We start from the raw sequence: 23142 nt of genomic DNA, 5'->3' as shown, positions 1-23142 counted from the left end.
GCATGGCAAAGTTGCTTCAATATCTGCAGGAAAAAGTCGTTTTTTTACCGGTAAAGCTGGCAAAAAACTATTCGTATGACTTTTCGCAGGAATTTGAAGAACATCTCTTTCAAACACCGTTTCAGGGGAAGATCAATGCGCTGCATTTCAAGGTGAAAAATCCGAAAGGAGTAATCCTCTATTTTCACGGAAATGCGGGAAATCTGGCCCGTTGGGGAGAAATCACTTCGGAATTTACACGGTTCGGCTATGATGTTTTTGTCATGGATTACCGCGGTTACGGGAAAAGCTCAGGACCGCGGAATGAGGAATATCTTTTTTCGGATGCCCAGTTTTGCTATGCTTTTTTAAAGGAATTATACGGTGAGGAAAACATCATTGTCTATGGCCGGAGTCTGGGCGGTTCTTTCGCCATTAAAATGGCCGCGCAGAATGAACCTCAGAAACTCATTCTGGAATCTACATTTTATAATCTTCAGGACATGGCAAAACGCTGGATTCCTTATTTGGTGACCCAGAAGATTTCACCCAGAATGACCTATCATTTTCAGTCTGATCAGCATATTTTGGATGTCAACTGTCCGGTTTACCATTTTCATGGAGATAAAGATCTGGTAGTTCCTATAAAATCAGGAAAAAAACTGTTTGAAATCCTCGCTGAAAGCAAACCGGAACTCGAGAAAAAATTTATACAGATCAAAGGCGGAAGTCATGATGATTTGGCTAAATTTGACCTTTTTAAAAACGAAATGAATAAAATCCTTTCATGATAGACTTCTGCGCCATCGATTTTGAAACGGCTACCCACGAACGCAACTCCGCCTGCGAAATGGGGATCTGCGTCGTTGAAAACGGAAAAATTGTGAAGACACAGACCTGGCTTATCAAGCCACCCAGTTTTCCCTATTTTCATCCTAGAAATATTGATGTACACGGAATTGTTCCTGAAGACGTGGAGAATTCCCCGACCTTTGACGACATTTGGCATGAAGCTGAAAATCTGATGTACGGAAATCTGATGATTGCACATAATGCCGCTTTTGATGCCGGTGTTCTGCGAAGCTGTCTCGATTATTACGGTTTCTTCAAGCCGAAAATCAATTATCTGTGCAGCATCTCTTTAGCGAAAAAATCATGGAAAAATCTGCCAAAATACGGCCTGAAAAGTCTAGCGGAACAGCACCGAATTTCCTTCAATCACCACCGAGCCGGCGACGATGCGGAAGTTTGTGCAAAAATAGCACTTCTGGCCTTCGAAAAAATGATGATCACGAGAAATGAGGAAGTTCTCGAAGTCATGCACAAAAATCTAAAATTGCTGTAAAAGTTCGTGCTTAATTACTCAACACTTCAGCCACCATGTTGAATTTGGGAATCTGGATCTCCAGATGTTCTTTTGTCAGAAGATTAATACAGTAATAAATACCGTTCATATTTCCGACTCCGGAACGGAGGATGACATTCGAAAAATACTTGAAATTTTCACCCGGCAGAATTTCAGGTGTCAAACCGATAACACCGTCGCCTGAAACCTCTGTAAAACCGAAGCCTACGTCATAAATCAGCCATTTTCTCTTCAATAGCTGTACGGGCATCTCGCCGAGATTCTCAATCGTAATATGATACTTGAAAACGAAACGGTTTTCAGATGGAAAACTGTTCTTGATATCATATTCAGGGAACACAGAAACTTTAATGTCAAAAGTGGTGGTTGAAAACATTTTCAGCGATTTGAGATTGGAAATACAAAAATCCCGCCTTTTCCGGACGGGATGTGATTTATTTTATAAATATCCTATATTTTGGTTACAGCTCAAGGGCTTTTCTTTCGTCGCCACCCATTAAGAAATCAACAGGATTGTCGATTCCTTCTTTTACAGCTACCAGAAAACCTACCGATTCTCTTCCGTCAATAATTCTGTGGTCGTAAGACATGGCCACATACATCATCGGGCGGATCACCACCTGTCCATCTACCGCTACCGGTCTCTGGATGATGTTGTGCATTCCTAAAATTGCCGACTGTGGCGGATTGATGATCGGTGTAGAAAGCATAGAACCGAATACGCCACCGTTTGTGATCGTAAACGTTCCGCCGGTCATTTCATCCACGCTGATGTCACCTTCCCTTACTTTATCGGCAAGAGATTTAATATTGGCTTCAACGCCTCTGAAAGTCATATTTTCAGCATTTCTCAACACCGGAACCAGCAAACCTTTCGGGCCGGAAACCGCGATGGAAATATCGCAGAATTCATAATTGGTCTTGAAATCTCCGTCAATGGATGCATTTACATCCGGATACATCTGAAGTGCTCTTGTCACCGCTTTCGTGAAGAAGGACATAAATCCTAAACCGATGCCATGTTTCTGCGTGAATTCGTCTTTATACTGTTTTCTGATTCTGAAAATTTCAGACATGTCCACTTCATTGAAAGTAGTCAGCATGGCCGTTTCATTTTTCACAGAAACCAGTCTAACCGCTAATTTTCTTCTGAGCATGGAAAGTTTGGTTCTGTTCGAACTTCTTGATCCGCTTGTAGAAGAAGCAGCGCCCATGGCCGGAACAGCAGCCGTTTCAGCGTCCTGTTTCGTAATTCGACCGTCTTTTCCTGATCCTGAAACCTGTGAAGCTTGTACCCCTTTTTCGTCCATGATTTTTTTGGCAGCCGGGGAAGGGGTTCCTGTCGCGTAAGATGCAGCTGCAGGTTTTTCTTCTTTTTTGGCTTCCTCAACAATCGCCGGTTTGTCGACCACTTTCTTTTCAGCCTGCGGTGCTTCAGCATTCTCTGTTTTCGGTGCTTCAGCCGCAGGAGCGGACCCGCTAGGTTTGGCAGCATCCATATCAATGAGGCAAACAACCTGCCCCACCTGAATTACTTCACCTTCCTCGGCTTTCAGGGTAATGATACCGCTCTGCTCTGCCGGAAGTTCAAGCGTTGCTTTATCGGAATCAACTTCAGCAATCGGCTGGTCTTTTTCCACATAATCGCCGTCTTCCACTAACCAGGATGCGATTTCAACTTCGGTGATGGATTCTCCCGGAGAAGGGACTTTCATTTCTAATATTGACATCGTTAATATTTTTGTTTATTATTTTAAATCTTTTAAAAACTGTTCAGGAATAAACTGAATCAGCAGTGGATACTGTTTGCGCTCCAAAACAGTAAATTTCCACTGTTTCATATCTGCTGAAGCCGCCAGGACATCTTTTACGGTATTTATTTCGAAAAATCCAGTCAGGCTGTTATATTTTACATTTTCTGAGCCAAATTCCGCCTTCATTCCGGGTAAAAGATCTTCCGGTTTTACATCAGCACTAAGGAATTTGATCTCAATCTTCTGCGTGTATTTTACCCGAAGATAATTTTTACCGTTAATGACAAAGGGATCATCCAAAACAATCACATTTTCCGGATCGTAGAATTTAAATTCCATTTCCTTTGAATTGAACAGCTGATCCATCATTTCCACCATCTGTTCTTTCGGAACAATTTTCAGGAAATCTTCATTGGCGTATAAATCCAGCGCTTTTTCAAATTTTTTGGCAATGATTAGAGAACTGTAATCCCTGAACTGCATTTCTACTTCCTTTCTCACATTTTGTGCGAAAAAAGAGAGTGAAAAGGTCAGACCCAGAAAAAGAAACAGCTTTTTCATATCATTAAGCGGTTACTGGTCTTTTAGCAGGAGCATCGTCGCGGTCAAAAACACGGTTGATGACGTTATTCTGGTTGCGTTCAAACATTTTATGACTTCCCGGCGCCGGTGAACCACTTGCCACAGGAGAAATGACCTGAATGCCTGTATCTCTGAAATTTCTTAAAATATACGTCCAGGCGCCCATATTTTCAGGTTCTTCCTGAACCCACAACAACGATTTTCGGTTGCTGTATTTGGCGAAAATCTCTTCTATTTTATCGGTCTGGAGCGGGTAAAGCTGCTCAAATCTTACGAGCGCGATATTCTCGCAGTTCAGCTCTTCCTGTTTTGCTAAAAGTTCATAGTAAATCTTGCCCGAACAAAGCACGAGTTTTTCGATTTTTTCAGGATTTGCAGTGGTATCATCAATGATTGGCTGAAACTGCCCGTTTGCGAAATCTTCCAACGGAGAAACCACTTTTGGATGTCTCAAGAGTGATTTAGGAGTCATGACAACCAATGGTTTTCTGAAATTCCATTTCAACTGTCTTCTTAAAAGGTGGAAGTAGTTGGCCGGCGTGGTGGCGTTGGCGACTACGATATTTTCGTTGGCACAAAGTTCCAGGAACCTTTCGAGTCTTGCGGAAGAGTGTTCAGCGCCCTGCCCTTCGAAACCGTGCGGAAGAAGCATGACCAATCCGTTCTGGATTCTCCATTTTTCTTCAGCAGCGACCAAATACTGGTCTATAATAATCTGTGCCCCGTTTACAAAATCCCCAAACTGTGCTTCCCACACAGTAAGGGTATTCGGAGATGCCATTGCATAACCGTAATCAAAGCCCAGAACCCCATATTCGGATAGGTGGGAATTATAAATATCAAAACGGCTTTCACTGATATGTCTTAAAGGAATGTATTCTTCCTCGGTATCTTCTGTTTTTACAACAGCATGACGGTGCGAAAATGTTCCGCGCTCCACATCTTCTCCGGAAATTCTGATATTATTGCCTTCTGCAAGCAGCGTGGCATACGCCAGCCACTCGCCCAGTGCCCAGTCCAGAGAATTTCCTTCGATCATTTTGAGTCGGGATCCGAACAGCCGTGTAATTTTACTGATGAATTTTTTATCTTCCGGTAAAGTGGACATTTTAACTGCAAGTTCCTTTAAAGAAGCAAGATCGAACGAGGTATCCGCAGGAATCTGAACTGCTCCTTTCGCTGAATTTGGAAAATCTTTCCAGTCATCTGACATAAAAAGGTCCATTACATTCTTCTCGATTTCTTTAGATGCATCAAAATCTTCATCCAGTAGCTTCTTGAACTCGGTCTCCATTTTTTTCAGCACCTCATCAGAAACGATTCCTTCCTGAATCAGCTGGTTTTTATAAATTTCTCTCGGATTCGGATGTTTTGAAATGGATTTGTACAGATTAGGCTGGGTAAATCTTGGCTCATCGCCTTCGTTATGGCCATATTTCCGGTAACCCAAAAGGTCAATGTAGACGTCTTTACCGAACTGTGCACGGAAATCAGCCGCAAATCGAATGGAATGAACAACCGCCTCCACATCATCTGCATTTACATGCATTACAGGAGATTCGGTTACTTTAGCAATATCGGTACAGTAGGTGGAAGAACGTGCATCGAGATAATTGGTGGTAAAGGAAACCTGATTGTTTACCACGATATGAACCGTTCCGCCGGTTTTGTAACCTTCGAGCGTCATCATCTGCGCCATTTCGTAAACAATTCCCTGTCCGGCAATCGCACCGTCACCGTGAATCACAATCGGTAGCACTTTTTTGTAGTCTTTATATCGGTCATCCACTTTAGCGCGGCAGATTCCTTCAACCAAAGCGGCAACCGTCTCAAGGTGTGATGGATTTGGTGTGAGATTGATCGATACTTCTTCGCCCGAAGCAGTTTTGATTTTTTTTGAAGAACCCAAATGGTATTTAACGTCACCTGAGAATACATCCTCTTCAAATTCCTTTCCTTCAAATTCAGAGAATATCTGTTTGTAGGATTTCCCGAAAATATTGGTCAGCACATTCAATCTCCCACGGTGGGCCATCCCCAAAACCACTTCATCAACACCCAATTGTGAAGAACGAGTAATCAACTGGTCTAAAGCCGGAATCAAAGATTCACCCCCTTCGAGTGAAAATCTTTTCTGGCCTACGAATTTGGTATGAAGATAATTTTCGAAAGCGACTGCCTGATTGAGTTTTTCTAAGATTTCGGTTTTTTCGTCGGCGCTGAGTTTCGGATGGTTTTCATTGGCGTGAATCCACTCTCTGATGAACTGCTTTTCATCGACATTATTGATGTGCATATATTCCACACCGATGGACTCGCAGTACACTTTTTCGAGATGGTTAATGATTTCCTGCAGTGTTGCAGCACCTGGCATTCCCGTTTCAGTAGCAGAGTTAAATTTCTTATGTAAATCTTCCTGCGAAAGTCCAAAATTTTCGATAGCCAAAGTAGGTTCATAATGCCTTCTTTCTCTTACAGGATTGGTTTTGGTGAAAAGGTGTCCTCTGTGTCGGTATGCATCAATCAGATTCAGGACTTTAAATTCTTTGCGGATATCCTCAGGGATTTGCCCGTTTGAGGCAGCCTGATTGGCAGCCTGAGTAATAGCCGGCACTGGAGTCGATGAGGAACTTCCCTCATTTTCGTCGCCGTAGTTCTCCAAAGCAAAATCAAATCCCTGGAAAAATGCTTTCCAGGAAGGCTCTAAGGAATCGGGATATTTTAAGTATTGTTGATATAAGTCTTCTATTAACTGCGAATGTGCAGCATTCAGGAATGAAAATTTGTCCATTATATACAGATTAACTGTTGTTTTTTATTTAAAAGACAAATTTAGCAAAAAAAAGTGAATTAAGGCGCCCCTGAAATCCCCAAAATTCGTTAAAACATTTAAGAAAAGAAAGCTTCCAAAAGCTACAACTAACGGTAAACCGGAAGCGAAATCTTCATGTTCACTTCTTCACCGGAAACGGGAGGTTCAATAAAGGTCTCCAGCAGCTCTCCGTTTCTCATCGTATCCTTTTTGGCTTTGAGCAACAGTTGCTGAATAGCCCCGATTCTTGCTTCAAAATTTCCTTTGAAATACATCACATAATTCTGTGAGGTATTGATGGTCCGGAAACTGAAATTATTGTCGGAAACACTCTGCCTTTTTGAAACCGGAATTCCATAAAAATAAGAAATTTCCTTATCCTTGAAATTGCCGGCTGCCGTCACCAATACCGGAAGCCCAATCTCGTCTTCTCTTTTGGCAAGATCTGTTGTCATGTAATTGTACACTTTGTTGTGGTTGAGTGCAATATTCCGCAGCAGTGCATCTTTCCCGTTTTTTGTACTGACATTCACGCCGAGAAGCAATTGGCCCTCCTGCTGTTCCACCATCAAAGTATCATATTTGATGTTCGCCACTCGGTTGTCGCGGTCAACTTTGTTCGCCAGGATATTTCCCAGTCCGGCCAGACTCCCGTCCAGATCTTCCACAAAACTGTCTTCGGAAAAAAGATTCAGTGAACGGCTCAGCAAACCCTGTTTCGGAGTATGGACAAACCAGATGACTTTGGTCCTGGTTGGGGAAACCTTTGTAAATTTTAAATTGATTAACGTGGGATTGCCTTTATTATCCTCGAAAAGTTCATATTTCAAAGTACGGTTGAGATTCTGGTACCTGATGAACATTTCGCCGGTCTTACCGGTTTTGGCATCCCGGAAACTCATTGCACTTCCCTGTCCTTCATAAGGCGAATAAAAATCGGCATGCATGGTTTTGGAGGACGAAAAATAGCTGTTCCAGCGGTAAAAATTCTGAAGACTGTTAAACTGCGGGAAAACTTTCTCAACAGGATAATTAATTTCCTTCTCAACGCGGAAACTTTTGCTTTCTTCAACAAAAAAATACATCGAAGCGGCATAGATCCCCAACAAAAGTATGATTCCGATAACCCAGTATTTGATCCAACGCATGCGGCAAAAATAAAACAAAAAAAAAGAGTGACCAATACATTCGGCCACTCGTGGAAATTGAGATTCAGGTATTAATGCGCATCATGATGCTCTTCTTTGGCACTGCATAACCCTACAATCGTATGAAAAGTGTCGTGAAGACCCGCAAGTTCTGTTTTTAATTCGCTTTCCGAAGCGCCTTTTTTAAGGCTTTTGTTCAGTTTTTTGGAATCTTTACACAGTTTGTTAAGTGATTTCTTCACTGCTTTTTTATCACTAACAGTAGCAGGAATTTCAGATTTTCTCCAGTCATTGGCTTTCGCAGCCAGTTCGGCACTTCTGAGTTTCAGAGGCGCAAGATTTCCTTCTTCAGCCGGATGAAAAGTAGCGCTCATTACTTTATGGAATTCTTCCTGTTCTTTCCACTGCTTCGTTTGGGCAGAAGAAAAATTAAAGGCGCAAAATAATACTAGGATAACAGTAAACGTTTTGAGTTTCATTTGATTTGAATTTAAAATTTTAAGGAATTATGGTACCGCGCGGGATGACGGCATTTTTTTTCACCACTACAATTCCGTCTTTAATGGAATGGTTTTCGAAATCACCATCCGGAAGATGTTTTCCGCCGATGATTCTTACATTGTCACCAATGCTGCAGTTTTTGTCGAGAATGGCCTGCTCGATATAACAGTATTTACCGACGCCGACATTGGGAACGCCATTTCGGTCGTTGGCAATGATATCTTTGGTATCCTGATAGTAATCCGCACCCATCATATAGGTATTTAAGAAGGTACTTCCCTTGTCGACACGGCTTCTGTTGCCCACAATGGAATTTTCAATTTTATCGGCCATAATGATACAGCCGTCACCGAAAATCGCTTTGCTGACATATGATCCGAGAATTTTGGAAGGCGGAAGCATTCTAGCTCTTGTATAGATAGGGGCATTGCTGAACAGATTGAATTTCGGAAAATCTTTGGTAAGATCAATATTGGCATCAAAAAAAGAATCAATTGTCCCGATATCGGTCCAGTAACCATCATACTGAAAGCTCAGGGTTTTGTATTTCCCTATTCCGTTCGGAATCAGTTCGCCCCCGAAATCGTCTCCGGGATCCTCGTCAAACATTTTTCGGAGGACATTCCTACTGAATACATAAATTCCCATGGAAGCCAGATACTCTTTTCCTTCGGATCGACTTTTATCAGAAACTTCCGATTTCCAGTCTACAAGAACTTCCGCTGAAGGTTTTTCGATAAATGACGTGATATTTCCTTCGTCATCAGATTTCAGAATTCCGAAACCGGGCGCGTCCTTCGCATTTACCGGAATCGTGGCAATCGTAATATCTCCTTCGTTTTTACAATGGAAATCGATCAATTCGCGGAAATCCATCTGATAGAGCTGATCTCCTGAAAGAATCAGAATATAGTCGTATTCATATTTCGTTAAGTGTTTCATGGACTGGCGAACCGCATCGGCGGTTCCCTGATACCACATTTCATTTTCAACATTCTGTTCCGCCGCCAGAATGTCCACAAAACCTCTGCTGAAAATATCAAAATGATAAGAATTTTTGATATGGGAATTAAGAGAAGCTGAATTAAACTGGGTAAGAACCAGAATCCTGTTGTACCCTGAATTGAGGCAGTTTGATATTGGAATATCAACAAGCCTGTATTTTCCGGCAATCGGAACTGCGGGTTTTGAGCGGGAATAAGTAAGCGGGAACAGCCGGGTTCCACGTCCTCCTCCGAGAACTATAGAGATAACGCTGGGTTTCATATTAATTTTTTTAAGTCAGACTGGCTTTGAAAATATTTCATCGGGAATGCAAAAAGCCTGCTAATTCCTGTATAAACTTACATAATTTTCGGCAGATTTCTCCCAGGAAAAATTAAATTTCATGTTCGATTGCACCAAATTCATCATAAGGTCTTTATTGTGATATATCGATAATGCTCTGTGAATCGCGTGTACGGCATCATCTGCAACCGCAGCTCCGAAATTGATACCGCTACCGCCCGTGGAAATATCTTCAACCGTATCACGCAAACCACCGATATAACGCACAATGGGAACAGTTCCGTAACGCATTGCATACATTTGGTTCAGACCGCAAGGTTCCACCCGCGACGGCATCAACAGAAAATCGGAAGAAGCGTAGATTTTATGAGAAAGATATTCCTTGTAGCCCAAATCAATCGCCAGATTGCTGTAGGTATGGTTCAGTTCCCTTAAACTGTTCTCGATATTTTTGTCTCCGGAACCTAAAATGATGATGTTCAGCGCACCATAAGTCTGCTGAATGCTTTTCCAGATAATTTCCGGAAGCAGATCAGCCCCTTTTTCGCCGGCAAACCTTCCAATAAAACTGAAAAGCGGTAGCTCAGGATTCAGTCCATAATCTTCACAGAGTTCTTTTTTGTTCAGATATTTACCTTTTTGTGCATCTTTTTTACTGAAGTTGAATTCTAAAAATGGGTCGGTTTCCGGATTCCAGACTTCTGTATCAATTCCGTTGATGATCCCATACGCTTTGGCTCCTTCCTGCCTTACCAGGCTCTCAAGTCCGCGGAAGCTGTGAAAAAGTTCATCAAGGTAACCGCCCGAAACCGTATTGAAGGCGTGGCAACATTTGATCATCGAAGCCAAAGGATTGATATACCCGTCCCACTCCAGAAGTCCGCGCCGGGAACCGTCGAACCAAGGGAAGTAAGCAGCCATTTCCCATTTCATCTGTCCCTGGTATTCTCCGTTATGGATGGTTCCTATTGTTTTCACCCCTTTCAGGAAGCTGAATTCGGGACAGTTTTCAACCATAAACGGCACCAAACCGGTATGGTAATCGTGACAATGCAGCACATCAGGACGGATCTGCATCGCAGTAAGCCAATGTAGGACTCCGTGCTGAAATGCTAAAAACTGCTGGCTTTCATCCGAATATCCGTAAGGATTGTCGCGGTCCATAAGTCCCGGAATCTTTACAAGATACAGATCGAAACCCAGAGTTCTGGATCTTTCCTTCATGACCTGAACCTGATAGGTGTGTTGACTTTGGTGAATCCATCCGTCGAAAACGACTTCGAACCCATGCTCCTGCACAAAGGGTTTGTTGTACCATGGCATGATGACGCTTGCCTCTATTCCTTCAATTTTGTTCAGATATTTTGGAAGTGCCCCCACTACATCGGCAAGTCCGCCGACTTTTGCAACAGGATAACATTCCATGGAAAGGTTGAAAATTCTCATATATATTCTTCAGTATTACAGGAAGATGAATTTTGAATCCTGCAGTTTTCTCTTATTTTTTTCTTGGTTTTTTCTTCAGTTCGGGAGCAGATTCTACAGCCGCTTGATCTGACGTATCCTGATTGGGTTTTGCAGCTTCACTTTCCGCGTCTATTGCTTTCGAATCAATTTTGGTTTCCTTTTCCTTGTCAAATATTTTACTCACAGAAACAGTGCTGGGTTTAACAGTGCTTTTCACAGGTTTTGCAAGTGGAACTGGAGTTTTTTTCTTGGCGGGAGTCTTCTTAACAGCCGGCGAAGCTTTTCCCTTGTTGCTTTCAACCGTTCTGGAGTCTATTTTTTGCTCTTTACCTGATTCAAGCGGATAAATTGCAGATGCAGAGGTTACATTATCACTGTCTTTTATTTTTTTCATCACTGTTTTCTGATTTTTCTGTTTCAATACTACTCCGGCCAAAGGCGGCAGTTTAAGAACAATGGAATTCGGGCGGTACATCCATTCTTCATCTTCTTCATCCAATATTTCAGCATTCACACCGCTTCCGCCGTATTTTTCATCATCTGAATTTAGGATTACTTCCCAGTTGGTGCCTTCGTTGATGCCGATTTTATATTCCAGGACGCGCGGAGTAAGATTGAGGACCGTCATCGTAACATCGTTTTCATCTGCTCCCTTCCGTAAATAAATATAGATGGAATTTTCACCGTCGTTTGCTTCCACCCATTCAAAGCCTTCAGGCTTATACTGTTTTTCGTACATGGACGGTTCAGAAACGTAGAGTTTATTCAGATCTTTTACTAAATCCTGCAGACCTTTGTGCACCGAATAATCGAGCAAATGCCAATCCAGCGAGGCGGTGAAATCCCATTCCCGCGTCTGCCCGAATTCACCGCCCATAAAGAGCAGTTTTGCACCGGGAGTCGTGAACATATACGTATACATAGCGCGCAGGTTGGCAAATTTCTGCCATTCGTCGCCCGGCATTTTATAAATCAAACTCGCTTTGCCGTGAACAACTTCATCATGCGACAGTGGCATCATATAATTTTCATTATACATGTACATCGTCGCAAAAGTGAGTTTGTTATGGTGATATTTACGGTTTTCAGGGGCTTCTTTGAAATATTTAAGCGTATCATGCATCCATCCCATCATCCATTTCATTCCGAAACCGATTCCGCCATCATGTACGGGTTTTGTAAGCATCGGGAAGTCGGAACTTTCTTCGGCAATCGTGATGATATCCGGAAATTCCTTGTAAACTGCCGTATTAAGTTCCTGTAAAAACTGTTTCGCTTCCAGATTTACGTTTGTGCCGTAAATATTCGGTTCCCATTCGCCTTCGCTGCGGGAATAGTCCAGATGCAGCATGGAAGTCACCGCATCAACCCGGAGACCGTCTGCATGATAACGGTCGAGCCAAAACATGGCATTGGAAATTAAAAAAGACCGGACTTCGGGTCTGCCGTAATTGAAGATATGCGATTTCCATTCGGGGTGAAAACCTTTTTTCGGGTCTTCATGTTCATAAAGGTACGTTCCGTCGAAAAAATGGAGACCGTTAGCATCGCCCGGAAAATGAGACGGCACCCAGTCGAGAATAACTCCGATGTTGTTTTGGTGTAATGCGTTGATCAGAAACATCAGATCCTGCGGCGAGCCAAAACGCGAAGTTGCCGCAAAAAAACCGGTGACCTGATAGCCCCAGCTCGGATCGTAGGGAAACTCCATGACCGGCATGAGTTCCACATGCGTGAAATTCATTTCCTTTAAATACGGAACCAGACGTTCTGCAATTTCGAGATAGGTAAAAAACCTTGTTGGATCATCCGTTCCGCGCATCCAGGAACCCAAATGCATTTCATACACCGAAATGGGCGCTTCAAGACTGTTTCTTTCTGAACGTTCGTCCATCCATTTTTTATCGTTCCATTCGAACCAGGTGGTGGAAATTACGGAGCCGGCCTGAACGTTCTGTTCCCAGCTCAATGCAAAAGGATCTCCTTTTTCAAGCAGAACGCCTTTATTCGTTCGGATGGCATATTTGTATACATTTCCCCATTCTAAGCCGGCAATAAATCCTTCCCAAATTCCGGAACCATCCCATCGCGGCAGTAATTTATGCGTTTCGGAATGCCACTGGTTAAAATCACCGATTACTGAAACCTCCTTTGCAAATGGTGCCCAAACAGCAAAATAAACTCCTTTATGGCCGTCAGTTTCAATGGAATGTGATCCGAATTTATCGTAAAGACGATAATGTTTCCCTTCCCGGAAAAGATAAATATCATGATCTGTAAACTGTGAATAAGGAAGCACTTTTTCCATGGTGTCAGAATTTCCGGGGATTAAAGATGAGTTTAAATTGCAAAAAGCACTGCTTTTTATCCCTTCAAAGATATTTAAAATTCGTCAAAAAAATTACTGTTCACACGAGATTATGTACATTATTTTGGATGCGGACGGGTTTAACTGAATAAATTTCATAATTTTAACTTTTTTAAAATACTACAGCACGAAAGATGAGATTTACCCTTGTATCCAATGAAGATGACGACCGGCCGGTGTACATTACCGGAAATTTTAACAATTGGAAACCCCGAGATTTAAAATTCAAAATGTTCAAAACCGGGCAAAACACCTATGCCATTGATATTGACGACGACAAACTCCCTTTTGAAATCGAATACAAATTCACGCGCGGTGGCTGGGAAAATGTAGAAATTGACGAGTCGGGAAATATCAGCCATAATCGAAAAACGGTGAAATCGCATGAGACCGTTGATACAGTAGAAAAATGGCGGGTCAACTGGGGTCCTTTTAAGGAAGAGTTTTTCCCGACTGTTGAAATCATTTCCGAGAAATTCTATATTCCGCAGCTCAACAGAACACGCAAAATATGGGCACTTCTGCCCTACAACTATCATCAGACGAATAAAAATTATCCGGTACTGTATCTTCAGGACGCTCAAAATCTTTTTAACGAAGGTTCAGATTTCGGAAACTGGGAAATCGATAAAAAAATGTCGATCCTGGCAGAATACGGAAGAGGAGATGTCATCATCATTGCCATCGAAAATGGGCGTGAAGACCGCATCAAGGAATATGTACTCAATTCTGATTCCATTACCGACCACGCGGAAGGAAAAAAATACATCCGTTTTTTGGCCGATACGCTTAAACCCTATGTAGATTCGGTATACCGCACCAAACCGGAGCGCGAATTTACCGGAATCGGTGGCAGTTCTCTCGGCGGACTTATCAGCATTTACAGCGGTTTTCTGTATCCCGAAGTGTATTCCAAACTGTTGATTTTCTCCCCTTCGCTCTGGATCAATCCCGAAAATAATTTTCCACAGATGAACTTCGGAAATCCTTACGACATCAAGGTGTACATGTACGGCGGAGAAATGGAAGGAGCTGAAATGACCGAAAGAATTGAACTTTTTGAAAAAACAATGGAAGGTTGGGAAGGCGCCCACTCCATGCAGTTTGAATTCAGGATCAGTATCAATCCTGAAGGGAAACACCAGGAATTCCACTGGTCTCAGGAATTTCCGCAGGCCGTGGAATGGCTTTTCTACAACACTCAGGATGATCCAAGGGAACTTGCAGAAAGAGCGCAGCTGGAGAAAAATGACTCCCAACAATCCTGAACTTTCCAAATAAATTGAAATAAAAATAATGATTACGATAAATATTACCAACCAACCGGTCCCGTCAGCAGCGCAGAAATTCACTTTTTTTACAGAAGAAATGTGGAAAAAAGCGCAGAATAATTACCCTCCAACGCTTCAAAACCTTTTTTCGGGTAAAAAAAATGAAGTATTCGTTTCAGCTGAAGAATCTTCTGTTGATTTTATGATCGGTCTCGGCGCGAACCCTCAGAATTTTGAAATCCAGGCAGCCGCGTCGAAATTCGCGTATGATTTCCGTAAAAAAATTCAGTCCGTTCCCACTTCAATCAATGATGGGGAATTTAATCAAGATCAGGCAGGTGAATTGGCAAAAGGGCTCTTTTTAGGTACTTATTCCTACCCTTTCAAAGGCGAACACCTGTTTTTTAAACCTGAATTTTCTGCTGTGCTGCAATCAGTTTCGGAGGAGGGCCTGAAAAATTTACAGCTGAAGATTTTGGCCCTCTGCGAAGGCCAGTTTGCCTGCATGGAATGGCTCAACAAGCCGCAAAACTTTAAAAAAGTACCGCACATTTCGCAGTTTTTACAAGAAATTTCAGAAAAACACCAGCTTAAACGCACCGTATTCAACCGGAAAGAATCAGAAGATCTGGGATTGGGTGCTTTCGTTTCCGTCAATCAGGGAAGTGCGCAGGAAGCTGCTTTCACAGTTCTCGAATACAAAACAGATGTAAAAGATGCAAAAACAATAGGTTTGGTAGGCAAATGCGTGCTATTTGATACGGGCGGAATATCAATAAAACCTTCGGAAAATCTGCATTATATGAAATCGGACATGGGTGGGGCGACAGCGGTAATCGGAGCGCTGATCGCGGCTGCCACGCTTAAACTTCCCGTAAATTTGGTTGTAATCCTTCCGATTACCGATAATGCCGTTTCCAATACTGCCTCAATTCCGAGTGACGTGGTGACTGCTTATAACGGAAAAACCATTGAGGTCCTGAACACCGATGCAGAAGGCAGAATGACCCTTGCTGACGGACTTTCTTATCTTTCAAAAAACTACAAAACGGATGCACTTATTGATCTGGCCACTTTAACCGGCAGTTCGGTGAGAATGTTCGGTTATACCTGCGGCGCCTATTTTTCAAATAATGAAAATCTGAAAAATGCCCTGGAAAAATCAGGCGATGCCACCAACCAACGATTGTGGAATTTGCCGCTGTGGGACATCTGGAAAGATGATTTTAAATCCGATGTCGCCGATTTTAAAAACATCTCCTCCAAACCTTTCGGGGACTGTATTATTGCCGGAAAATTCCTGGAGCAGTTTATCGAAGGCCATCCGAACTGGGCGCACCTTGATATTGCCGGCGTAGCCTTTGGAAATGTGGGCTATATGACCGAAAAAGGAGCAACCGGTTACGGTGTGCAGCTTCTTCTCGATTTTTTAGAAAATTATTCGTAAAAAATTAGCATATTCAAAAAATTCTCTGTATAATTGATAGTGAATTTTCAAATCTTAAACATTATTTTAAAATCTATATCGATTTGTTAATAATGATGAGATTATTTTTCTGAAAATTCATTAATTTTTAAAATTCATTATATGAAGGAGAATACGATTGTCTGCATTTCCTGCTATTACAAAGGATATGATTTTATGGACGAGATGAAGAAACTCGGCAATAAAATCATCCTCATTACCTCCGAAAATCTCAGAGATAAAAACTGGCCATGGCATGCGATCGACGAAGTGTATTACATGACTGAACTAGAGCCTTCAGTGTGGAATCTGGATCATCTCGTGCAGGGATTTTCGCACCTCATGAAAGACCACAAGGTGGATGCGGTGATTGCCCTCGATGATTATGATGTAGAAAAAGCAGCACTCATCCGCGAAACCTTTAGAATTCCCGGAATGGGCCAGACCACGCATCGGTACTTCCGTGACAAACTCGCCATGAGACAGCGCGCAAAAGATTCCGGCATTGAAGTTCCTGAATTTTCTTCCATATTTAACGATCAGACCGTAAAGGAATTTGCTGAAAAAGTTCCGGCACCATGGGTTTTGAAACCCCGTTCTGAAGCGTCTGCAACAGGAATCATCAAAATAAATTCGACAGAAGAACTTTGGAAAGCCATTGAAAATCTGGGAGAGGAACGACATAAATTTTTGCTCGAAAGCTTCAAACCCGGCGACGTTTTTCATGTCGACAGTCTTGTGTACAATAAAGAAATCGTTTTTACATCAGCCTCTCAATATCTTTCTCCACCGATGGAAGTATCGCATGAAGGCGGTGTTTTCCGGACAAAAACTTTAGGCAGATATTCGGAAGAATTCCTGGCGCTGGAAAAGGCCAATGCAAATGTCCTGATGAGTTTCGGACTCGTAAATGGCGCCACACACACCGAATTTATCCGCGGAAAAGAAGACGGGATTTGGTATTTTCTGGAAACTTCTTCACGCGTCGGCGGTGCTCATATCCCTGATCTGGTGGAAGCTTCAAGCGGAATCAATCTCTGGCGCGAATGGGCAAAAATTGAAACCGCCCTTTTAAACCGTTCCAAATACGAAGTTTCAAAGCCTACAGGATTTTCTTCAGGTCTCATCATCGCCCTCGCAAAACATCAGACTCCGGATTACGAAGCTTTCAAGTGTGATGAAGTCGTAAAATTTCTTCCAATTGAGTATCATGTAGGAATTGTTTATAAATCCGACAGCAAGGAAAAAATCCAGGAAAGACTGGATGAAGCAGCAAGAAGGATTACGAGCGATTTTCTAAATATCATTCCGCCAAGAGCTAAACCCTCTTCATAAAAAGCTTCTTATTGAAAGAAAAACCTCATTGCCGGTCTTTAAGGTGTATCTTACACCAAATCAACATTTAACATTTCCAAAAAAACAGTTCATGCCAAAAATTCAACATACCGACTTTTATTCACACCTTCTGGGCATGAGTTTAAAGGTGGAAGTGACCGGTCATTACGGGTTCCCGATCATCATGTTTCCTACTTCTCAGGGAGAGTACACCCAAAATCATGATTTTAAATTAAATGATAGTATCAACTGGTTTACTGATCAGGGGAAAGTAATTCTCTACAATGTGGAAACCATCGATAAATTCAGTTTTTACGATAAAACCATTCATCCCGCTGAGCGCATCAGGAATTATGAACTGTATGTTCAGTTTCTGATTCAGGAATTTGTCCCATATATTCAGAAAAAACATGCAGAACACCGTGTGGCAGTGGCAGGAGCCAGTTTTGGCGGCTATCATGCAGCCAATTTCGCCTTCAGGTTTCCGGATGTCGTTTCGCACCTGTTCTGTCTTTCCGGAGCATTTTCAATCCGCAACTTCATGGATGGTTACAGCAGTGAACTCGTGTATTTCAACTGCCCGCGGGAATTTGTAATGAATGATGAAACCTGGAAATATAAACACATGCATATTGTTTTGAGTACTTCAGACGAAGACATCTGCCTCGACCAGACGAAGGAAATGGCGGCGATTCTCTCAGCAAAAGGAATCAGCCACTGGTACGATGAACAGAAATGGATCAGCCACGACTGGCCGCTCTGGAGAATGGTATTCCCCAAATTTATAGGAAGGTTTTTTTCTTAGAAATCCGAATTAAACATTAAAATCAACATTAAAATATTATGGCAAAAAAAGTAGGAATATTGTTCGGCATGGAAGATACATTTCCGTGGGAATTTATAAAAAAAGTAAATGAACTGGGCAAAGGCGAAGTGATCGCGGAGCCCGTTATGATCGATAAACTGGAACAAGGCGCAGATTACGGATATGCTGTCATCATCGACCGGATTTCTCAGGATGTCCCTTTTTACAGAGCATATCTTAAAAACGCAGCGTTGAACGGAACTTATGTCATCAACAATCCCTTCTGGTGGAGTGCAGATGAAAAATTCTTCAACAATGCCCTGATGTCGAAGCTGGGAATCCCACTGCCGAAAACAGTGTTGCTTCCATCCAACGAGCGGCCGTCAAACACCACCGAAACGTCTTTCAGAAATCTGAAATTCCCGCACGACTGGGATTATATTTTCAATTATATCGGTTTCCCGGCTTATATGAAACCGCATGACGGTGGTGGCTGGAAAAGCGTTTACCGCGTGGAGAGTCCCGAAGATATGTGGGAAAAACTGAACGAAACCGAGCAGCTCGTGATGATGCTTCAGGAAGAAATTGTGTTCCACGATTATTACCGCGTATACTGTCTGGGCAAGAAATACGTCCACATCATGCCATACGAACCGCGTAATCCGCATCATTTGCGTTATGCAACTACGCATCAGACTGAAGGAAAAGAACTGGAGAAGCTTCTGAAAGTGATTCATGACTATACCATTACCATGAACGAAGCGCTGGGTTATGACTTCAATACCGTTGAATTTGCGGTAAGAGACGGAATTCCTTACGCCATCGATTTCTGCAACCCGGCTCCCGATGCCGATGTGAATTCAGTGGGTGAAGAAAACTTTGCATGGATCGTTGAACACGCGGCAAAGCTGGCCATTGAAAAGGCCCAGGAATATGTTCCGGGAACACCCAACATTTCTTGGGGTAAATTTGTAAAAGATTCTATTTAATCAGATTCAGAAAGAAACAGTAGCCGTTCGGTGTTACTGAAGGTCAGCTGTTTTTTTCTTTTGAAATTATTTAAAAAATATAAACCATGCATCAGTTTACCATTGGCGTCGAAGAAGAATATCAGATCATTGATGTGGAAAGCCGTGATTTGGTTTCCCATGTATCCAAGATCATCGAGGGCGGAAGAGCAACCTTACACGAGAATTTAAAGCACGAAATGCACGAATCCGTCATTGAGATGGAAACGGGCATCTGTCAGAACATTCAGGAAGTAAAAGCGGAGCTCATGGATCTCCGGAGAAGGCTCATTAAAGTGGCGCACGACAACAACCTGCGGGTTTCCGGCGGCGGCACCCATCCTTTTTCGAGATGGCAGGACAATAACATAACCAAAGACGACCGCTACGACAAACTCCTCATTGATCTGGGCGATGTGGCGCGGTCGAATCTGATATTCGGCCTACACGTTCACATCGGAATTCCGGACCGGGAAGAAGGCATCAGGATCCAGAATGTCATGCGTTATTTTCTTCCGCACGTGTATGCACTTTCGGTAAATTCCCCTTTTTGGATCGGAAGAAATACCGGTTTCAAATCTTACCGGCAGGAAGTTTTTGTAAAATTTCCGAGAACAGGGATCCCGAGTTATTTCAGTTCCGCTGCGGAATTTGATGCGTATATCAGTTTAATGATCAAAACCGGCACGATCGACAATGCCAAGAAAATATGGTGGGATCTAAGGGTTCATCCCTTCTACCCGACCATTGAGTTCCGCATCTGCGATATGCCCTTAAAAGTGGAGGAAACGGTTTGTCTGGCTGCCATTATGCAGTGTCTCGTGGCGAAAATCTATAAACTGCATCAGCAGAACATGAGTTTCAGAAGCTACCGCCGGCTTTTGCTGAACGAAAACAAATGGCGCGCGTCCAAAGACGGGATTCACGCACACCTCATCGATTTCGGCAAGGAAACCAGCGTTCCATACAGTGAACTGCTGCGCGAATTGCTGGATTTTATTGATGATGTGGTGGATGAACTCGGCTGCAGAAAAGAGGTGGAATATGCCTGGGAAATTATGAGAAACGGAACCGGCGCCGACCGTCAGCTCGCGGTCTACGAAGCCACAGGAGACCTGAAAGCCGTTGTGGATTATATGATTTCTGAGACAGAATCCGGCCTTACTGAGGACTAAGTTTTTTATTGCTTAATTTTGCACCGTAAACGGAATTAAATGAAAGAGATAAAACTGGCGCTGCTGGATATGAACAACGGGCGTGCAAATCAGGGCATGCGGAATATAAAGGAAATTGCACAGGCTTTTAAGGAAACTGCTGCAACTGCGGTACATATTGAGGTATTTGAAGTTCGGTATGAGAACGAAATGCCCGCAGTTGAAGATTTTGACATTTTCATTTCCTCAGGCGGCCCCGGAAATCCGCACCGTGAAGGCATGGAATGGGAAGAAAAATTCGCAGATTTGCTAAATCAGATCTGGGAACACAATAAAATTTCAGAAAACAAAAAATACCTCTTCCTCATCTGCCATTCATTCCAACTGGCAAGCATCCACTGGAAACTCGGGAACATCTGCAAAAGGAAATCCTATTCTTTTGGTGTAATGCCGATCCATAAAACCTCTGAAGGCGAAACTGATTTTCTGCTTAAAAACCTCGCTGAACCTTTTTACGGCGTAGATTCAAGAGCATACCAGTTTATCGAACCGGATCTTGAAAAATTTCAAGAATTGGGAATGGAGATCGTGGCACTGGAAAAAGTAAGGCCGCATATCCATCTTGAAAGAGCAGTGATGGCGGTACGTTTCTCGGAAGAAATCTTCGGCACCCAGTTCCATCCGGAAGCCGATCCGCAGGGAATGATCGAAAACCTGAAAGACGAAAAAAACCGCGAAGCCATGATCGAAAGTTACGGTATGGAAAAATTCCTCGAAACCGTCGACCGCATGGATGATCCGGATAAAATCCTCTTCACCCGCGAGCAGATCCTGCCGCGCTTCCTGCAGCAAGCTTCTGAACAGATTCTCAAAGAATGTGAGATTGCTTAAGTACACAACATAAAAATAAATAAATCGGGTTCTTACCCGGTTTTTTTGTGAACGATATCCGGAAATTCCTTACATTTAATCATTAAACCCTGACCCATGATTCGCAAATACAGAGACCGGTTCAACAGTGAGTTCAGCACAGAGAAATACCGTGAAATCCTCGAAACGCTTAAGCAGAAAGGGGGAACGGAGCCGTTGTTCCGCGTATCGGAAAGTCCGGTTTTTTTGACGAAGGATTTCCAGGCAAAACTTTACGGGGCCTGCGACAGTATTGTCTCGCAGATTAAAAAAATGTCGCCTAAAGAACTTTCTAAAGCAATCCCCGATAACTGCAATGTGCCTAATGATACGAATCAACCGCATTTCTTTACGATCGATTTCGGGATCTGCGAGAATGAAAAAGGCGAAGTGGAACCACAACTCATCGAACTTCAGGCATTTCCGACGCTGTACGGCTTTCAGCGGGAACTTCAGAACACGTACTGCGAAGTCTACCCTTTTCTGAACGAACTGAAACCCCCAACAACCGACGAAGAATATTACAACGACCTGCGCCGTTTGCTGATTGGTGACGAGAATCCTGAGAACGTCATCCTCCTCGAAATTGAGCCGCACCGCCAGAAGACCAATATCGATTTTTACATCACCGAGAAAAAACTCGGCATCAAACCGGTCTGTCTTACTGAAATTACTAAAAAAGACCGTAAACTCTACTATGAGAATAACGGCAAACTCATTGAGATCAAACGCATCTACAACCGCGTCATTTTCGATGAACTCGACCGTATTGAAGACCTGAAAACGGAATTCGACTTCCGGGAAGACGTGGATGTAAAATGGATCACGCATCCGAACTGGTTTTTTAAAATCTCCAAATTCCTGCTGCCGAAACTGGATCATGCCTATGTTCCCAAAAGCTATTTCCTGCATGAGTTTCCCGACACCGAAAATCTGGAGAATTTTGTCCTCAAACCCCTCTTCTCCTTTGCGGGAAGCGGAGTGAACCTGCATCCGACAAAAGAGATCACGGAGGCGATTGATGACAAAGAAAACTACATCCTCCAGAAAAAAGTACGGTATGCCCCTCTGTTCAAAGATCCCAACGGTGAATATTCGAAGGCCGAAATCCGCCTGCTCTACATTTGGTTCGAGGATGAAGACCGCCCTAAACTCATGGAACACCTCGTAAGAATGACGAAGGCCGACATGGTCAATGTAGATTTTAACAAGAAGGATGCGATCTGGATTGGCGGCTCGACGGCTTTTTTTGCGGATTAATTTATTATAGAGATTAGCCAAACTAACGAATTCAATTAAACAGAAATGAGTTTAAATAACACCGTCGTACAAATTTGCCCTCACTGTGATTCTCAACAGGAATTGCAGTATTATCAAACGGTAAACATCACTTTACAGCCAGAGCTGAAAAATAAAGTCCTTTCCGGAAAACTAAACGAAAATACCTGTTCAAATTGTAAAAAAGAAATCAATATTATTGCTGGTTTTCTTTATCACGACATGAAAAATAAAATCATGCTTGAATTATCTGTGGCCGATGTAAAGGAAGAAAAAGATGAAGGAAAAGAAAAGATTCTCGAAGACATGATAGCGCAGGGTTATATTTACCGCAAAGTGTATGACTATGAAAAGCTTGTTGAAAAGATAAATATTTTTGACAGCAAACTGAACGATTTAGTGGTTCAAAAAGTTTCTGACAAAATGAAAGACATGTTGGATGAATCAATAACAAAGGTAGCAGAAATAAAAGAGGATTTCCATTTCAATGTTTTTTACAAGAAAATAGAAAATGGATTGTTTAAAAAGAAAATTTCTTTCTATTGTTACAGTAACCCAGGTCAAATACTGGAGGTAAAACATGATATTAAAAATCTTGATGCTGACGAGAAAACCAATCTATACAATCTTGAAATTCTCAGAAAATAAAAATTT

The 23142-nt window shown here is 42.5% G+C and carries 20 protein-coding genes; 11 read left to right on the top strand and 9 right to left on the bottom strand.

The window, feature by feature from the left end; all coding sequences use genetic code 11:
- Positions 1-2 precede the first annotated feature (2 nt).
- Both FUA25_RS01355 and FUA25_RS01350 read left to right on the top strand, forming a co-directional pair.
- Positions 3-770: an alpha/beta hydrolase gene (locus tag FUA25_RS01355; RefSeq protein ID WP_147755100.1), complete on the top strand. Its 768-nt coding sequence runs from the start codon at positions 3-5 to the stop codon at positions 768-770.
- Entirely contained in the window at positions 767-1324 is a 558-nt protein-coding gene (locus FUA25_RS01350) for a 3'-5' exonuclease (protein ID WP_228411618.1), read from the top strand. Before FUA25_RS01355 ends, FUA25_RS01350 begins: the two co-directional genes overlap by 4 nt.
- A 10-nt stretch (positions 1325-1334) precedes the next feature.
- Here FUA25_RS01350 and apaG read toward each other — a convergent pair whose 3' ends face one another.
- From apaG to glgB, 9 genes are all read right to left on the bottom strand, one after another.
- Positions 1335-1721 (bottom strand): Co2+/Mg2+ efflux protein ApaG, encoded by a 387-nt coding sequence (gene apaG / locus FUA25_RS01345; protein ID WP_147755099.1) that lies wholly within the window; start codon positions 1719-1721, stop codon positions 1335-1337.
- A gap of 85 nt (positions 1722-1806) precedes the next feature.
- Positions 1807-3075, bottom strand: coding sequence for a 2-oxoglutarate dehydrogenase complex dihydrolipoyllysine-residue succinyltransferase (odhB, locus tag FUA25_RS01340; protein ID WP_147755098.1), 1269 nt, complete (start codon positions 3073-3075; stop codon positions 1807-1809).
- 18 nt (positions 3076-3093) lie between these two features.
- Positions 3094-3660, bottom strand: a complete 567-nt coding sequence (locus FUA25_RS01335; protein WP_147755097.1) for a hypothetical protein — start codon at positions 3658-3660, stop codon at positions 3094-3096.
- Between the two features lie 4 nt (positions 3661-3664).
- Positions 3665-6472, bottom strand: coding sequence for a 2-oxoglutarate dehydrogenase E1 component (locus tag FUA25_RS01330; RefSeq protein WP_147755096.1), 2808 nt, complete (start codon positions 6470-6472; stop codon positions 3665-3667).
- Between the two features lie 128 nt (positions 6473-6600).
- Positions 6601-7641, bottom strand: a complete 1041-nt coding sequence (locus FUA25_RS01325) for a polyketide cyclase (protein ID WP_147755095.1) — start codon at positions 7639-7641, stop codon at positions 6601-6603.
- 71 nt (positions 7642-7712) lie between these two features.
- The gene (locus tag FUA25_RS01320; RefSeq protein WP_147755094.1) at positions 7713-8120 is read right to left on the bottom strand and encodes a hypothetical protein; all 408 of its coding nucleotides are present in this window, start codon (positions 8118-8120) and stop codon (positions 7713-7715) included.
- A gap of 19 nt (positions 8121-8139) precedes the next feature.
- Entirely contained in the window at positions 8140-9408 is a 1269-nt protein-coding gene (locus FUA25_RS01315; protein WP_147755093.1) for a glucose-1-phosphate adenylyltransferase, read from the bottom strand.
- 60 nt (positions 9409-9468) lie between these two features.
- Positions 9469-10875: a glycogen synthase gene (locus tag FUA25_RS01310; RefSeq protein ID WP_147755092.1), complete on the bottom strand. Its 1407-nt coding sequence runs from the start codon at positions 10873-10875 to the stop codon at positions 9469-9471.
- Between the two features lie 52 nt (positions 10876-10927).
- Entirely contained in the window at positions 10928-13204 is a 2277-nt protein-coding gene (glgB, locus tag FUA25_RS01305; RefSeq protein ID WP_317130246.1) for a 1,4-alpha-glucan branching protein GlgB, read from the bottom strand.
- 194 nt (positions 13205-13398) lie between these two features.
- On the opposite strand from glgB, the gene FUA25_RS01300 reads away from it, so the two are divergent.
- From FUA25_RS01300 to FUA25_RS01260, 9 genes are all read left to right on the top strand, one after another.
- Complete coding sequence (locus FUA25_RS01300) at positions 13399-14532, top strand: alpha/beta hydrolase-fold protein (protein ID WP_147755091.1); 1134 nt, start codon at positions 13399-13401, stop codon at positions 14530-14532.
- A gap of 28 nt (positions 14533-14560) precedes the next feature.
- Positions 14561-15982: a leucyl aminopeptidase family protein gene (locus tag FUA25_RS01295; RefSeq protein ID WP_147755090.1), complete on the top strand. Its 1422-nt coding sequence runs from the start codon at positions 14561-14563 to the stop codon at positions 15980-15982.
- A gap of 141 nt (positions 15983-16123) precedes the next feature.
- A complete protein-coding gene (locus FUA25_RS01290; RefSeq protein WP_147755089.1) occupies positions 16124-17335 on the top strand; it encodes an acetyl-CoA carboxylase biotin carboxylase subunit family protein in 1212 nt (403 codons plus the stop codon).
- Positions 17336-17426: 91 nt separating this feature from the next.
- Entirely contained in the window at positions 17427-18140 is a 714-nt protein-coding gene (locus FUA25_RS01285) for an alpha/beta hydrolase-fold protein (protein ID WP_147755088.1), read from the top strand.
- A 38-nt stretch (positions 18141-18178) separates the two neighbouring features.
- Positions 18179-19129: a RimK family alpha-L-glutamate ligase gene (locus tag FUA25_RS01280; protein WP_147755087.1), complete on the top strand. Its 951-nt coding sequence runs from the start codon at positions 18179-18181 to the stop codon at positions 19127-19129.
- An 86-nt stretch (positions 19130-19215) separates the two neighbouring features.
- Entirely contained in the window at positions 19216-20322 is a 1107-nt protein-coding gene (locus tag FUA25_RS01275) for a carboxylate-amine ligase (protein ID WP_147755086.1), read from the top strand.
- A gap of 39 nt (positions 20323-20361) precedes the next feature.
- On the top strand, positions 20362-21192 hold the full coding sequence (locus FUA25_RS01270; RefSeq protein ID WP_147755085.1) for a type 1 glutamine amidotransferase: 831 nt from the start codon (positions 20362-20364) through the stop codon (positions 21190-21192).
- A gap of 96 nt (positions 21193-21288) precedes the next feature.
- Positions 21289-22470: a hypothetical protein gene (locus FUA25_RS01265; protein WP_147755084.1), complete on the top strand. Its 1182-nt coding sequence runs from the start codon at positions 21289-21291 to the stop codon at positions 22468-22470.
- Between the two features lie 45 nt (positions 22471-22515).
- Entirely contained in the window at positions 22516-23136 is a 621-nt protein-coding gene (locus FUA25_RS01260) for a CpXC domain-containing protein (RefSeq protein WP_147755083.1), read from the top strand.
- Positions 23137-23142 lie beyond the last annotated feature (6 nt).

This window comes from Chryseobacterium sp., assembly GCF_008014695.1.
Taxonomy (GTDB): Bacteria; Bacteroidota; Bacteroidia; order Flavobacteriales; family Weeksellaceae; genus Kaistella.
This window is presented reverse-complemented; position numbering and strand designations above follow the sequence as displayed.